Source organism: Shewanella sp. HN-41 (genome assembly GCF_000217915.1).
Classification (GTDB): Bacteria; Pseudomonadota; Gammaproteobacteria; order Enterobacterales; family Shewanellaceae; genus Shewanella.
The window spans coordinates 66,038-79,626 of record NZ_AFOZ01000023.1; the positions used below are offsets into that span (position 1 = coordinate 66,038).

14 protein-coding genes are annotated in these 13,589 nt (G+C 47.3%); 5 read left to right on the top strand and 9 right to left on the bottom strand.

Annotation, left to right across the window (positions count from 1 at the left end; genetic code table 11):
* The 3 genes from SOHN41_RS09115 to SOHN41_RS09125 all read right to left on the bottom strand — a co-directional run bounded on the left by SOHN41_RS09115 (window position 1) and on the right by SOHN41_RS09125 (window position 2,762).
* Window positions 1-702, bottom strand: coding sequence for a hypothetical protein (locus SOHN41_RS09115; RefSeq protein ID WP_007648091.1), 702 nt, complete (start codon window positions 700-702; stop codon window positions 1-3).
* Window positions 703-882: 180 nt separating this feature from the next.
* Complete coding sequence (locus tag SOHN41_RS09120; protein WP_007648093.1) at window positions 883-1,929, bottom strand: LacI family DNA-binding transcriptional regulator; 1,047 nt, start codon at window positions 1,927-1,929, stop codon at window positions 883-885.
* Between the two features lie 104 nt (window positions 1,930-2,033).
* Entirely contained in the window at window positions 2,034-2,762 is a 729-nt protein-coding gene (locus tag SOHN41_RS09125; RefSeq protein WP_007648095.1) for a DUF3334 family protein, read from the bottom strand.
* A gap of 506 nt (window positions 2,763-3,268) precedes the next feature.
* On the opposite strand from SOHN41_RS09125, the gene SOHN41_RS09130 reads away from it, so the two are divergent.
* The 5 genes from SOHN41_RS09130 to crr all read left to right on the top strand — a co-directional run bounded on the left by SOHN41_RS09130 (window position 3,269) and on the right by crr (window position 8,077).
* The gene (locus SOHN41_RS09130; protein ID WP_007648097.1) at window positions 3,269-4,906 is read left to right on the top strand and encodes a methyl-accepting chemotaxis protein; all 1,638 of its coding nucleotides are present in this window, start codon (window positions 3,269-3,271) and stop codon (window positions 4,904-4,906) included.
* Window positions 4,907-5,068: 162 nt separating this feature from the next.
* On the top strand, window positions 5,069-5,464 hold the full coding sequence (locus tag SOHN41_RS09135; protein ID WP_007648099.1) for an ACT domain-containing protein: 396 nt from the start codon (window positions 5,069-5,071) through the stop codon (window positions 5,462-5,464).
* Between the two features lie 24 nt (window positions 5,465-5,488).
* Window positions 5,489-5,746, top strand: a complete 258-nt coding sequence (locus SOHN41_RS09140) for an HPr family phosphocarrier protein (RefSeq protein WP_007648101.1) — start codon at window positions 5,489-5,491, stop codon at window positions 5,744-5,746.
* Between the two features lie 44 nt (window positions 5,747-5,790).
* Entirely contained in the window at window positions 5,791-7,497 is a 1,707-nt protein-coding gene (gene ptsP / locus SOHN41_RS09145; protein ID WP_007648102.1) for a phosphoenolpyruvate--protein phosphotransferase, read from the top strand.
* Between the two features lie 70 nt (window positions 7,498-7,567).
* A complete protein-coding gene (gene crr / locus SOHN41_RS09150; protein WP_007648104.1) occupies window positions 7,568-8,077 on the top strand; it encodes a PTS glucose transporter subunit IIA in 510 nt (169 codons plus the stop codon).
* A gap of 80 nt (window positions 8,078-8,157) precedes the next feature.
* Here crr and SOHN41_RS09155 read toward each other — a convergent pair whose 3' ends face one another.
* The 6 genes from SOHN41_RS09155 to SOHN41_RS09180 all read right to left on the bottom strand — a co-directional run bounded on the left by SOHN41_RS09155 (window position 8,158) and on the right by SOHN41_RS09180 (window position 13,532).
* A complete protein-coding gene (locus tag SOHN41_RS09155; RefSeq protein ID WP_037458633.1) occupies window positions 8,158-9,318 on the bottom strand; it encodes a cupin domain-containing protein in 1,161 nt (386 codons plus the stop codon).
* 172 nt (window positions 9,319-9,490) lie between these two features.
* Window positions 9,491-10,078, bottom strand: a complete 588-nt coding sequence (locus tag SOHN41_RS09160; RefSeq protein WP_007648108.1) for a cytochrome c3 family protein — start codon at window positions 10,076-10,078, stop codon at window positions 9,491-9,493.
* Window positions 10,079-10,086: 8 nt separating this feature from the next.
* Complete coding sequence (locus tag SOHN41_RS09165; protein WP_007648110.1) at window positions 10,087-10,572, bottom strand: nitrate reductase cytochrome c-type subunit; 486 nt, start codon at window positions 10,570-10,572, stop codon at window positions 10,087-10,089.
* A gap of 10 nt (window positions 10,573-10,582) precedes the next feature.
* Window positions 10,583-13,072 (bottom strand): nitrate reductase catalytic subunit NapA, encoded by a 2,490-nt coding sequence (napA, locus tag SOHN41_RS09170; RefSeq protein WP_007648112.1) that lies wholly within the window; start codon window positions 13,070-13,072, stop codon window positions 10,583-10,585.
* Window positions 13,073-13,074: 2 nt separating this feature from the next.
* Complete coding sequence (locus SOHN41_RS09175; protein ID WP_007648114.1) at window positions 13,075-13,332, bottom strand: chaperone NapD; 258 nt, start codon at window positions 13,330-13,332, stop codon at window positions 13,075-13,077.
* 41 nt (window positions 13,333-13,373) lie between these two features.
* Window positions 13,374-13,532 carry a periplasmic nitrate reductase, NapE protein gene (locus SOHN41_RS09180; protein WP_007648116.1) on the bottom strand — a complete coding sequence of 53 codons (159 nt, stop codon included), beginning with the start codon at window positions 13,530-13,532 and terminating at the stop codon, window positions 13,374-13,376.
* Window positions 13,533-13,589: the final 57 nt, after the last annotated feature.

Here is a 13,589-nt window from a genome sequence, read left to right on the forward strand (position 1 = left end):
TCACTGGGGAAAACCGGAGCACAGCGTAGGTCTGTCACTAATAGTAGTTTTTAATACGTTAACACCTTGCGTTTCCATGAACCAAAAATTGCCGTACTGCATCCAATTTAGTGCATATGCTTTTTCAAGGCTAATATTCACCGGCTTACCACCGATTGGTGTTGTGAGAGTGATTGGACCGAAATTTGCTAAATTTGAAATGTCGTAATCCCAGCACTTAGCATTTTTATTTTTCGGATTCACCAATCTTGGTAAATCATTCATTACAAGAGATACGCCTTCTTGAGCTATACCTGTTAAAACATATTGCTCCAAAAGATAGAAATCTTCATATACATCTTTCATAAAAATGTCAGTAGCACCACGGTTGCCACCAGAAGAGGCCAAAGTACGGTAGCACTTCATTTCTATCGCTATAGCGTATTTTTGCTCTACAAATTCGCCCTTAAAGAGCAAATCAATTTCCCGACTTCTGCCGTTTACCTGAACGCCTGTTTCTAATTCAATTTCAAAAATCTCATGTTCATGAAATGTGATCAGCGGCAAAAGTTGCTGAAGGATATAAGCATACTGAAGCTGCATTGACGCTTCTTTATTTATTGATATAAGCCCATTTCCAACTTTTCGTGAGAACATTATCCAGCTTAGGTTTACAGCGGCTCTCATTCTCTCAGAAAAGCTTTCTGCTTCGATATTTGGCACTATCTATCCTTTACGCATAACGTCTTAGTATTTATGTGCGCTGTTTACAGGACATAAATTGCTTGTTGGCTTGACTGCTGAATCAATAAGGCTATAGGAGTTTGTTTTAACTGGGTCGTTGTTTTTATGCAACCATATGACTCTGAAGATAATTATTTGATACTTTTAGCTTTATCATCTTTATAGCGCCTCTATTGGCGTACTATCTATCCCGCAGGAGCTACGGACCACTAATGTGGTTGGAATAAGTTGCGGGCTGACTTCGATACCGCGAATCAGCTTAAGCACGCTCTCCACTAAAATTTCGCCGGCTAACTGGGTATTTTGTTTAATGGTGGTCAGTGGTGGGTTGGCAAAGCTGGCAACGGGAATATCGTCATAGCCGACCACGGCAACCTGCTCAGGTACCGCTATCCCCTTTTCTTTGAGTGCCCGAATGGCGCCAATGGCAATTAAATCACTGGCGGCAAAAATCGCATCAAATTTTGCCCCCCGTTCCAACAACAACATCGCCGCATCATAACCCGAGCTTTCCGTGCTGATGGCCGACACTTGTTTATTGCTATCAACGGGAATATTCGCCATTTGTAAGGCTTTAACGTGCCCTAGGTATCTATCCCTAAACTCGGGACTGTGGCTCGACGCATCCCCTAAAAAGGCAAATGCTTTACGTCCAAGGGAAATCAAATGCTCTGTTGCGATTAGACCGCCCTGATGGTTATCGCAACCAATTGACAATACTGACTTATTATTGTGTTCAGCTCCCCAAATCACAAAATGGGTGTTTTGGGCCAATAACCGTTCGAGCTTTTGCTCGTAGTCCATATAGTCGCCATAGCCGAGCAGAATAATGCCATCGGCCTTATTACTGTCCTCGTAATCGGCGTGCCAATCACTGGATAATTGCTGAAAAGAAACAAGCAAATCATAGCCTTGTTGCGCAGTTGCCCGGGTTATAGACCCCAACATCGACAGAAAAAAGGGGTTGATTAACGAGTCATCATTGGTGGGATCTTCACATAATAGGAGCGCCAAAGTATGGCTGTTTTGGGTGCGAAGATTACTGGCATTTTTATCGACTTTGTAATTCAACTCCTTCGCAATCGCTTGAATTCGCTGACGAGTCTCTAAGTTGACTAACGGACTGTTTCTCAGGGCACGGGAAACCGTTGACTGGGATACACCAGCACGATAAGCAATATCGATCGAGGTCGCTTTCGATGCCATAGAGGGTTTTTAACCTTAGTTATTATTTTGCGACGATACTAAAACAGTTCAATCAACTTGTATAGACGAATGGTTTAGCATTCGTCTTACAAGCACTTATCTACTTAAATACCCAACTGATCGAGCAGATCATCGGCGTCAACATCATTTAGTTGACTGGCGATCGCAGGCTTATCGGCCATCTTAGTCCAGGGTGAGACTGTGTTTGATGTTGTTATATGATTGCCATTTTGACCATGTTGCTCCAACAGGCTATCTGGATCGAATTCTTCATCGTATTCAAACTCATCTAATTTAATAAATTCAGTTTTATCCATGGCGAATTCGAGGTAAAAAATATGATTGTTTTCGGTTTTAAAAGACACTCGCCTCGCCACAGGATCGTCGAGATTAGCATCGATTGAAATAGTCAACTCTTTGTTAATAGTTAACATTTTCGGCTGACTCTGGCTGATTGACGTCTGTAATTCCTTAGAGATTTTATTGATAAAATCACCGAGGATCTGGTTCATCAACTCCCCCATCACGTTGCCGACTTCATCGGAGGTGTGGGAAAACGCCAATTCCGCTTCTGGCATGCCCATGTTCAGCATATAACGGCGGTAAATTTCAATCGCGGCGGAGGCGGAAAAGTTGATGACGACTAGGCCCGAAAATCCACCATCAAAAATAGAAAAGCAACCAAGATCGGGTTTAAGGCGGGTACGAGTGATGCTTTGTACCATACCCGCATGGCTCACATGGCTAGCGCTGGTATGGGATAACACATGGGCTACCGAGTGGCATAACTTCAGTAAAATATCATCCGAAGTTACAATTGTATTTGTAGTCATAATCGATTCTCAAACTAAACAGTAAATTAATCTTGCGCGTAAATACCTAAAAAATCAAAACTAAAACAATTGATTAGCTGAATTTTGCCCGCCATTCCATTTAACAATACCATAACCTATTGATATTTAATCATTCACCGAGCAAGTCAATGTTCAGTTATTGGTAACTTAATCACAAGCTAAATAACGGTTCCTAATTATGCTACATCGCAGGGTATTGCACGCAGGCACGCCTAAACGCTTCCATGAGGACGCCAACGCGCCATCCATGCCGCAGAGGGCCAGCTTAGCGATACTCTGCTCACCCTATAAATGGCCTACAAGAAACAACTAGTTAGCGCATCAGGCTATCGATTCCATTACCCTCACCTTATCAATATCCTGCTTAAGATCAAAAAAACTAATATTCCTAACGGCTTTACACGAAATTTGAACATACGCGATTCTATTAAAAAACATTCGCAGGTATATTGTGGCGCAATATCTTGCACGTCAGAGGAACACAAATGATCACATTTTTGCGTCGATTTACCATACTGCAACGGCTGATGATGATGTTAGTCATGGCGGCCATCGGCACTGTGTGTTTTGCGAGTTTCTCGATTAAAGAGCAGTACAGCAATTTAATCGATCAAAAATGGCTGCAAATTGATGGTCAATTAGGCAGCATCCTAAGTATCGTTGATGTATATCGTCAGGATGCACTTAATGGTAAAACCACCGAGGATGAGGCCAAAAAGGCTGCCGCCGCCCTGATCAATCAAACCCGCTATGCTGGTGCAGGTTACTTTATTGTGATCGATGATACTAATCAAATACTTGCACATGGTGAAACCCGCGAGCTTATCGGAACATCGGCACTGAATTATCGCTTAGCCAATGGTATGAATCCGTTGGCGACTATGTTGCCCTTAGCGCGCAGTCAGTCAAAAACCTCCTTAGAATATCCCATCGTCAACCCCATCACTAAGGTGGTTGAAGATAAGCTGACCACCGCCCGTTATTATCCACAGTGGGGCTGGACTATTATCACTGGGGCGTATCTGAGTGATGTTAAGCAAAGCTTAACTGCGGTGATCATTGATTACCTGATTATTATGTTTTTGATTTCAGTGCCTATTTTTGCATTTTTCCTCGTGCTGAATCACTCGATTACCTCGCCCCTTAACGCTGCCATCGACGCACTAGAGGATATCGCCCAAGGTGAAGGCGACTTGAGCCAACGCTTAAGCACCCAAGGTAAGGATGAAATTGCTCACCTTGCCCTCGCCTATAATCTCTTCGCGCAAAAAATTGGCGATATGGTGGGCCACCTACAACCCCTAGGACAATCCCTCGATAACGACGCCAAACAACTTATGCTCGCGGTCAAAGCCTCAAACCAGAGCGCTGAGCATATTCACCGTGAAACCGGTAGCGTTGCCACTGCGGTCAACCAAATGCTCTCGACCACCCATGAGATGGCAAGTAATACACAGCAAGCCGCAGATGCCGCCACCAGTGTTAAAGATCAAGCCGAGCAAAGCCAAGTGGTTATCGATAACACAGTACGCAACACTGAAAAACTCGCTCTAGAACTCAAAGCCTCAGAGGCCATCACCCAGAAACTAGGGGTTGCATCTGAACAAATTGGCAGCATTCTCGATGTGATCCGTGGCATTGCTGAGCAAACTAATTTGTTAGCACTCAATGCCGCTATCGAAGCCGCACGGGCAGGCAGCCATGGTCGAGGATTTGCCGTTGTCGCCGATGAAGTACGTGCACTGGCCAATCGCACCCAGGACTCGACCAATGAAATTCAAAAAATCATCACTGAAATCCAAACCGGCGTCGGCTCGGTGATGAAGAGCAATAGCCAAACTCAACATCAATCGGACGAACTTCAGGCCCAAGCCCGTGAAGCAGGTAACGCCATGGCGGCGATTTTGCAGCTGATTGCCCATATCAGCGACATGAATACCCAGCTGGCGAGTGCGACGGAAGAGCAGTCCCTTGTGACCGAGGAAATCAATCGCAACATCTGTAATATCTCGGAGTTGACCGAAGTGTCAGTCACGGCGAACGAAGGCAATAGCCGCGCCGCCCAATCGCTCCAAGAGATTAGCCAAGATATGTCGCATACCTTAGGCCAATTCAAAATCTGATCCGCGCTACTCAAGAAAACACTGATGCAGCAAAAGGAGGCGTTTAAGGACGCCTTCTTTTAGTTTACACTGCTGCCTATCTTGAAATTGCTGTTATAGGGTATGCTGTAACTAAATCCAAACTAGGCTGCCTAACTTGCAGTGCCGATTGAGGAACAGTCAATGCGAATGACCTTAGCCGTCCACACGCGGCAATACACTATCCATAGTTTTAGCCCTAATGCCCAATTACCCAGTGAGGTATTTGCAGAAGAAGTGTATTTTATCGGCAAAACGGAGGAAGGTCTTACCCTAGTGATTTCCAGCGACATCGAACTCGACAGTCTCGAACAGGAGCCAAACTGGTGCTGTTTGGAGGTTTTAGGGCCGTTGGGGTTTTCAATGACGGGTATTCTCTCTAAAGTTTCAGGCACCCTAGCGGACGTGCAAATCAGTATTTTTGCACTTTCAACCTTCGACACCGATTATATTCTCGTGAAAAAGAATCGCCTAACCAGTGCGATTGCCGCCTTAAAAAAACAGGGCTACCAAATTATCGAGCCAGAAGCTACGCCGTAATACGCCCATAAGAGTCTATCCAATATGTACGAAAAATCTGTCACTATCACCGCAAAACATGGTATCCATACCCGCCCTGCGGCGCTCTTAGTTAAAGAAGCTAAGACCTTTCATTGCGATGTCTTAGTGGAATGCAACGGTAAACAAGCCAGTGCTAAAAGCTTGTTTAAGTTACAAACCTTAGGTTTGTACCAGGGGGTTACTGTGAGAGTGTTTGCCGATGGCGAGCAGGCACAGGAAGCCGTTGAAAAAGTGTCTGCACTCTTAATTACCTTAAGTTAAACTTTGCTTTTACTGGCAGCTAAGACTCGATTGTAGGAATAAATATGTCGATTACGGGGATCATAGTGTCATCGGGTATTGCCTTTGGACAGGCACTGCACCTTAACCACACCGAAAATCACCTCGATTATCGCCCGATTCCCCTTTCACGGATCCCACAACAACAAAGCAAATTTGTCAAAGCATTACAGGCACTTCAACAGCAACTCAGCCACAGTCAAGCCAAGCTCGAGAGTGAGTGTGAAAATTTTCAGTTGATCGAAGCGGATTTATTACTGCTGCAGGATGAAGAACTCCTCGATCAGGTCAAGGAGGCCATCCGTACCCTGCAATTATCGGCAAGTGTCGCGGTAGAGCGTATTTTTGCGCACCAAGCCAACGAGTTAGAATCATTGGATGATCCTTACCTTGCCAACCGCGCACAGGATGTACGCTGCCTAGGGCAGCGCCTCGTCGCCGCCATTAATGGCCGGTTAGACCAAGGACTAGAAAAACTCACCACACCCACGATTCTGCTGGCACAGGATCTCACCCCCGCCGAATTTGCCCTATTACCCAAGGAGCATATTAGCGGTATCGTCCTTAAAACCGGCGGCTTAACCAGTCACACGGCCATTTTGGCCAGAGCCGCAGGCATACCGGCGATTTTAAGCTGTCAGTTTGATGCCGAGTTTATCCCCAATGGTACGCCACTAGTGCTCGATGCGCTCAACGGCGAACTATGCGTTAACCCCAATCCCGAACAACAGGCACGCTTAACGGCCACCCTGCACCATGAGCAGGCAAGACGCGCCGCATTACAGGCCTATCGGGATGTTCCGGCTAAGACGCAGGATGGTCACCAAATTGGGCTTCTGGCCAATGTCGGCAACCTAAACGACATCACCCATGTGAGTGATGTCGGCGCCGACGGTATTGGGTTATTTCGTACCGAGTTTATGTTGATGAACGTCAGCACCCTACCCGATGAAAAAGCCCAATACAGCCTCTATTGTGAGGCGCTACATGCCTTAGGTGGAAAAACATTTACTGTTAGAACCTTAGACATAGGTGCAGATAAAGAATTACCCTGTCTCTGCCAAGAGGTTGAAGACAATCCTGCCTTAGGTCTGCGTGGCGTGCGCTACACCTTAGCCCACCCAGAGCTGTTTAAAACCCAGATCCGTGCGATCCTGCGTGCCGCCAACCACGGCCCTATTCGTCTGATGTTTCCTATGGTGAACCAAGTAGAAGAACTCGATCAGATTTTTCAGCTTATCGCCGAATGCCAAGATGCCCTAGAGGAAGAGGAAAAAGGCTACGGTGAGCTGAGTTACGGCATTGTCGTTGAGACACCCGCCGCCGTGCTCAATCTGGCCTCCATGTTACCTAGACTCGATTTTGTCAGTATCGGCACCAATGACTTAACCCAATACGCCATGGCGGCGGATCGCACTAATCCACAACTCACCCGGGACTATCCTTCACTCTCACCCGCCATTTTAACCTTAATTAAAATGACCATTAGCCAAGCTAAGCATGCCGGCGTAAAAGTGTCCCTTTGCGGGGAACTGGGCAGTTCGCCCATGATGATCCCCCTGTTACTCGGCTTGGGGCTCGATGAACTCAGTGTCAATTTAAGTTCACTGCTAGAAGTCAAAGCCGCCATTTGCAAAGGCCATTTTGAACAATTTTCAGAACTCGCGCACACCGCACTACAACAAGATCGCATTGCAAGCCTACAGCAGTGTATAACAAGCTATAAATATTGAGATTTATTCGTTATGCTGCTTCACAGACCAAAAGAACAATGACAAAAACAAGCAAAAGGGGCTCAACATCATGGGATTTTTAAGCCGAATAAGGCGATTGGTATCGGGACAACCCCATTTGGCCGGCGGTATTATGGTATATGCCCCCGTGAATGGCGACATAGTGGCGATTGAAAAAGTCCCCGATGTGGTTTTTGCAGAAAAAATTGTCGGCGACGGCATAGCCATCGCACCTAAGGGCGAACTGATCCTCGCGCCAATTGATGGCACTATTGGCAAGATTTTCGAAACCAACCATGCGTTTAGCATAGAGTCACCCCAAGGTTTAGAATTGTTCGTCCATTTTGGTGTCGGCACAGTCGAACTGAGGGGCAAGGGATTTAAGCGTTTGGCCGAAGAAGGTCAAGTGGTCAAAGTGGGCGATCCTATCCTGTCATTCGATATTGATTATCTAAAAGATCAAGTGGATAGTTTGCTCACGCCCGTAGTGCTCGCCAATATGGAAGACGTGAAATACCTAGATAAAGCTCAGGGAAGCGTGATCGCAGGCAAGGATGTGATCTTTACGGTGCAGCTTTAACGCACTTCCCTGTAGGGGAAGCTTAAACGGTTTTGAGGGGCGCAAATATATTTGCGCCCCTCATCTATTGTTGGGTCAGACTATTCATCATCCCCATCACTCAAATCGTCAAAATACCAGTAACCTAAATTCACCCATTCAGTCAGCTGTGCTCGAAATTCGGCATTGTTTAACCAAGGCGCAAGCGCCGCCTTACTTAACAGACTGCCATCACAGAGTAGCGGGATCACCTCTGCAAATTCTGCGGGCAATTGGTAGCGTTCACCATTGATAAACACTATGCCCTTCACAAGGCTTATCTCAAAGTACAGGCAACGCAAACCGCCGAGGCGAATAAGCGGTTGCTCGTCTAGCCAAGCGAGTACCTCATCCTGGGTGATATCCAGCGACTCATCGGGTAAATCTAAGGCACATTTTGACTGGGTTAAATAGCGGCCGGAAAACTCACTGACCAAGTCATCATTTAACACTTGGGTGAGTTGTGTCCGTAAACGCGCAAGATCGGCCTTGTCGACACAACCACTACGGCTTGAGATCTGGCGGTCAGGATCTTCAATCTGTTGGGCACCTAAATCATGTTCAGATAAATGATCCGCTAATGCACTGACCATATCCTTTGCCGAGGCCGTTCGATAACCCACCGAAAAACTTAATGATTCTTCGAGTGTTATCCCATCGTGGGGAAACCCAGGGGGGATATAAAGGATATCACCGGGTAACAACTCGGTATCGATGATAGGTTCAAAGGCTTCGGTATGCAGTAGCGCAGGATGGGCAGCAAACTCACGGTGCGGACCGCGATCCCCCACTCGCCAACGGCGACGTCCAGAACCCTGACAGATAAATACATCGTAGAGATCGATATGCGGCCCGACACCACCACCAGGGGTCGCGTAGCTGACCATCACATCATCGAAGCGCCAACGGGGAATAAAATCAAAGCATTGAATTAATGCTTCTGCATCGGGTAGCCAGTTATTCAGGGCCTGAACTATCAAAGTCCAATCCCGCTCACCGAGTTCTTCATAGGAGTCAAAGGGACCAAACTCCGCATGCCATTGCCCCGCCTGCTGATAAACTCGCCGCGATTCGACTAACTCATCCATCGCCAAGCCAGCTAATTCCTCGGGGGACACTAGATCTTGAAAATGCTTAAATCCTTGACGGATCACCAGTGGCTTTTTCTGCCAATACTGGGCTAAGAACGCTGCGGGGGTTAAACCGTTAATATCGAGTTGCATGGGTTGCTCACGGACAAAACTGGGATTGATAATGATGAATGTTAACAGGAAGCTAAGGGGAGAAAGCTCGATGGGATCAACAAAGCGTGAAGTCCTTTGATAAGGGTGAATAACAATAAAAAGGCCAAGTGTGAAATACACTTGGCCTTGGAGTGATACTCAATATTGCAGGTTAGAAGCCTTCCACCCCTTTCATATCGGGGAGATGGTGGGCAATGCCTTTATGGCAGTCGATACAGGTTTTTTCTCCGCTCGCCAGCGAGGTGGAGTGCATCTGCGCCGCCCGAGGTGATTGGCGGGTAAAGTCCATATAGGTGAAGTTATGGCAGTTTCGACACTCTAAAGAGTCATTTGCCTTTAACCTTTCCCATTCGTGCTCCGCCAACTCACGCCGTTTGTCCTCAAACTTCTCACGGGTATTAATAGTGCCAAACACTTTACCCCACACTTCCTTAGAGGCCTGCATCTTGCGGGCGATCTTATCGGTCCAATTGTGTGGCACATGGCAATCGGGACAGGTCGCACGCACACCACTGCGGTTAGTGAAATGGATCGTCGTCTGTAATTCTTGGTAGACGTTATTTTCCATTTCGTGACAACCGATACAGAAAGCTTCCCTGTTGGTTGCTTCTAATGCAGTGTTAAATCCCCCCCAAAAAATCACTCCCGCCACGAAGCCACCTAAGGTTAAAAAACCTAAACTGTAGTGCACACTCGGGCGATTGAGTACTTGCCAGATCTTTTTCAGTTTATCTAACATGCTAACTCCTAGTGTTTTTTCTGCTCGGTGTTGGCTTTAATAAGATGTTCCATATCCACAAAGTCGTTTTCGACCAGTAATTTGGCATCTAACTGCGGCACATGGCATTGAGTACAGAAATAACGACGCGGAGAAAGCTCGGCTAAAAAGTTATTATCCCTATCCATATAGTGTGTCACGCTGACCATAGGCGCTTGGGAGTCACCGGTGCGGCTTCTCGCGTGGCAGGCCATACATTTATTCACTTTAAGATCTAACTGATAACCATCAATTTTGTGTGGGATCACTGGCGGTTGCATCGGGTAATTACGCACTTCTTTTACATCTGTGTTACGTACCGTTTGCATCGCAGGGGGCGTAGGTTCGATATTGATCGGTGCCTGACGCAAGGTATCGATTCTCTCATCGGGAACAGTGGCCGCCGATACGCTGGCCATAAAGACTAATCCCTGTGCGAGTAAGCCTAATGCTGAGACTAATTTGAATGTTTTCATCCTGTACTCCTTATACCTTGACGATTTTCACCGCACATTTCTTAAAGTCAGTTTGTTTTGACAAAGGATCTGTCGCATCTAAGGTGACTTTATTAATGAGCTGGCTGGCATCAAACCAAGGTACAAACACAAGGCCAACGGGCGGTTTATTACGACCACGGGTTTCGACTCGCGTCTTGATCTCCCCACGGCGTGACACCACTCGCACTTCATCGCCACGGCGAAGACCACGTTTTTTGGCATCCTCTGGGTGCATAAAACACACCGCATCGGGGAAGGCGCGGTAAAGCTCGGGCACACGTTGGGTCATCGAACCCGAATGCCAGTGCTCAAGCACGCGACCTGTGGATAACCAAATATCATATTCTTCATCCGGAGACTCGGCGGCAGGTTCATAGGGCAGCGCAAAGATCACCGCGCGGCCATCTGGTTTACCGTAAAACTCGAAGCCTTTACCCGCTTTAACATAGGGATCGGTTCCCTCGCGGAAACGCCACTTGGTTTCTTTACCATCGACCACGGGCCAACGTAGTCCATGGGCTTCGTGGTAAGCCTCAAAGGGGGCTAAGTCGTGACCATGGCCACGGCCAAAGGTCGCGTATTCTTCGAATAGGCCCTTCTGTACATAAAAACCAAAGTGTTTCGCTTCGTTGTTCAGATACTTAGGATCGGCATCCGTCAATGGGAACTTGTCAACATTACCGTTTTGGTACAGTACTTCGAATAAGGTTTTGCCCTTAAACTCAGGGTTAGCGGCGAGCACTTCCTTCGACCAGACTTCATCCGTGGTAAAACGCTTGGAAAATTCCATCAATTGCCACAGATCCGAATGGGACTCACCCGGTGCCTGCACCATTTGGTGCCAGAACTGGGTACGGCGCTCGGCATTACCATAGGCGCCTTCTTTCTCAACCCACATCGCAGTTGGTAGGATCAGATCCGCCGCCTGGGTGGTGACCGTTGGGTAGGCATCCGATACCACAATAAAGTTGGCTGGATTGCGATATCCTGGTAGCCCTTCTTCATTGATATTAGGACCGGCCTGCATATTGTTATTCACTTGTACCCAATAGCAGTTCAAGTCGCCGTCTTTTAACCGACGGTTTTGCTCGACGGCGTGGTAACCGGGTTTAGGCGGAATGATACCACTGGGGATCTTCCAGATTTCTTCGGCGTGTTTTCTGTGCTCAGGATTAGTGACCACCATATCGGCGGGTAAACGATGGGAGAAAGTCCCCACTTCACGGGCCGTACCACAGGCTGACGGTTGACCCGTCAATGAGAATGGGCTGTTACCTGGGGTAGAAATTTTACCCGTTAGTAAGTGGATGTTATAAATCAGGTTGTTACACCATACACCGCGGGTATGTTGGTTAAAGCCCATGGTCCAGAACGAAGTGACTTTCGTATTAGGATCGGCATAGAGTTTCGCCAGTTCAATTAACTTATCCTCTGAAACACCGGACAGTTTACTGACTTTTTCAACCGTATAATCGGCCACAAACGCCTTGAATGTATCAAAATCGATTGGGGTAGAATCCCCCGCCGTTTTCACATTTTTGGCTTTTTTCTCAAGGGGATGGGTTGGACGTAAACCGTAGCCTATGTCTGTGGTGCCCTGGCGGAAATTGACGTGTTTTTTAACGAAGTCCCAATTCACTTTATCGTTTTGAATAATGTAGTTAGCAATAAAGTTCAACATAGCTAAGTCGGTTTGCGGGGTGAACACTATCGGCAAATCGGCTAAATCGAAGGATCTATGCTCAAAGGTGGACAGCACAGCCACTTTGACATGGGATGCACTCAAGCGACGATCAGTCACGCGGCTCCAGAGGATGGGGTGCATTTCGGCCATATTCGAGCCCCACAGCACGAACGCATCGGCCGCTTCCATATCGTCATAGCAACCCATAGGCTCATCGATACCGAAGGTGCGCATAAAGCCGACAACCGCCGACGCCATGCAGTGGCGCGCATTAGGGTCAATATTGTTCGAGCCAAAGCCCGCTTTCATCAACTTAACGGCGGCGTAACCTTCCCATACTGTCCACTGGCCCGAGCCGAACATCCCCACCGCGGTTGGCCCCTTGGCTTTGATGGTTTCTTTCCATTTTTGCGCCATGATGTCAAAGGCACTGTCCCAGCTGATAGGTGAGAATTCGCCGTGTTTATCGTATTTGCCATCGGTCATTCGCAGCATAGGCGTGGTAAGACGATCACTGCCGTACATGATTTTCGATAGGAAATAGCCTTTGATGCAGTTCAGGCCACGGTTAACTTCACTGTTGGCATCGCCGTGGGTGGCCACGACTTTGCCATCGCGGGTGGCGACAATCACGGAACAACCCGTGCCACAGAAACGGCAAGGCGCCTTGTTCCATTCGAGTTTAGTTTGTTCTGAGCTGGTAATTAAGTTGCTTGCGCCCGCGGGCAAGGCTAAACCTGCTGCACCCGCCGCGGCGATCACCGCATTGGCTTTAATAAAATCGCGTCTGTTCATGTTCATTCTTCACCCTCTTCGAGCGTTTCACTCTGGTGGTAAACCATAGTGGCGGATAGGACGCCAGGAATGGCATTGATCTTTTCTATGCCGTCCATCAAGGCGCGTTGGGAATCGCCTTCAAGTACAACGACCAATTTCACATCGTTATTCACGGAAAGTTCGGCGTTTTCAATCGTCATAATGTGTTGCCTAACGTCTGCCATTTTCTGCGGCAATACTTGCACCACTAAACTGGTGATATGAAGTTCTTTGCTCATCCGACATTCCACTCTATTGCATTGTTATTGTTGTTTTCGGCTTAGCCTGCACCCGGTGGACCAGTGAGAATTTGGCTGAACCAAATCGCAAAGCCTAAGCCACTGACCAGTAATACGGACAATATCGGTGCTAATAGCACGGTTAAAAAGATAAAAATTTTCAGTTCTAAGGATTTTTCTTCTGCAGCGCTAGCACTCATGCGGCCTCCAAGAGGGTATCTCCCGTTTTACTTTGAACTCAATTCACACTGGTTTTA

Coding starts and splice junctions, on each gene's coding strand:
- SOHN41_RS09125 (WP_007648095.1), bottom strand. CDS start 2,762: ATGACTACAAATACAATTGTAACTTCGGATGATATTTTACTGAAGTTA.
- SOHN41_RS09165 (WP_007648110.1), bottom strand. CDS start 10,572: ATGAAAACATTCAAATTAGTCTCAGCATTAGGCTTACTCGCACAGGGA.
- SOHN41_RS09160 (WP_007648108.1), bottom strand. CDS start 10,078: ATGTTAGATAAACTGAAAAAGATCTGGCAAGTACTCAATCGCCCGAGT.
- SOHN41_RS09135 (WP_007648099.1), top strand. CDS start 5,069: ATGCGAATGACCTTAGCCGTCCACACGCGGCAATACACTATCCATAGT.
- ptsP (WP_007648102.1), top strand. CDS start 5,791: ATGTCGATTACGGGGATCATAGTGTCATCGGGTATTGCCTTTGGACAG.
- SOHN41_RS09180 (WP_007648116.1), bottom strand. CDS start 13,532: ATGAGTGCTAGCGCTGCAGAAGAAAAATCCTTAGAACTGAAAATTTTT.
- SOHN41_RS09155 (WP_037458633.1), bottom strand. CDS start 9,318: ATGCAACTCGATATTAACGGTTTAACCCCCGCAGCGTTCTTAGCCCAG.
- SOHN41_RS09140 (WP_007648101.1), top strand. CDS start 5,489: ATGTACGAAAAATCTGTCACTATCACCGCAAAACATGGTATCCATACC.
- crr (WP_007648104.1), top strand. CDS start 7,568: ATGGGATTTTTAAGCCGAATAAGGCGATTGGTATCGGGACAACCCCAT.
- SOHN41_RS09130 (WP_007648097.1), top strand. CDS start 3,269: ATGATCACATTTTTGCGTCGATTTACCATACTGCAACGGCTGATGATG.
- napA (WP_007648112.1), bottom strand. CDS start 13,072: ATGAACAGACGCGATTTTATTAAAGCCAATGCGGTGATCGCCGCGGCG.
- SOHN41_RS09175 (WP_007648114.1), bottom strand. CDS start 13,332: ATGAGCAAAGAACTTCATATCACCAGTTTAGTGGTGCAAGTATTGCCG.
- SOHN41_RS09120 (WP_007648093.1), bottom strand. CDS start 1,929: ATGGCATCGAAAGCGACCTCGATCGATATTGCTTATCGTGCTGGTGTA.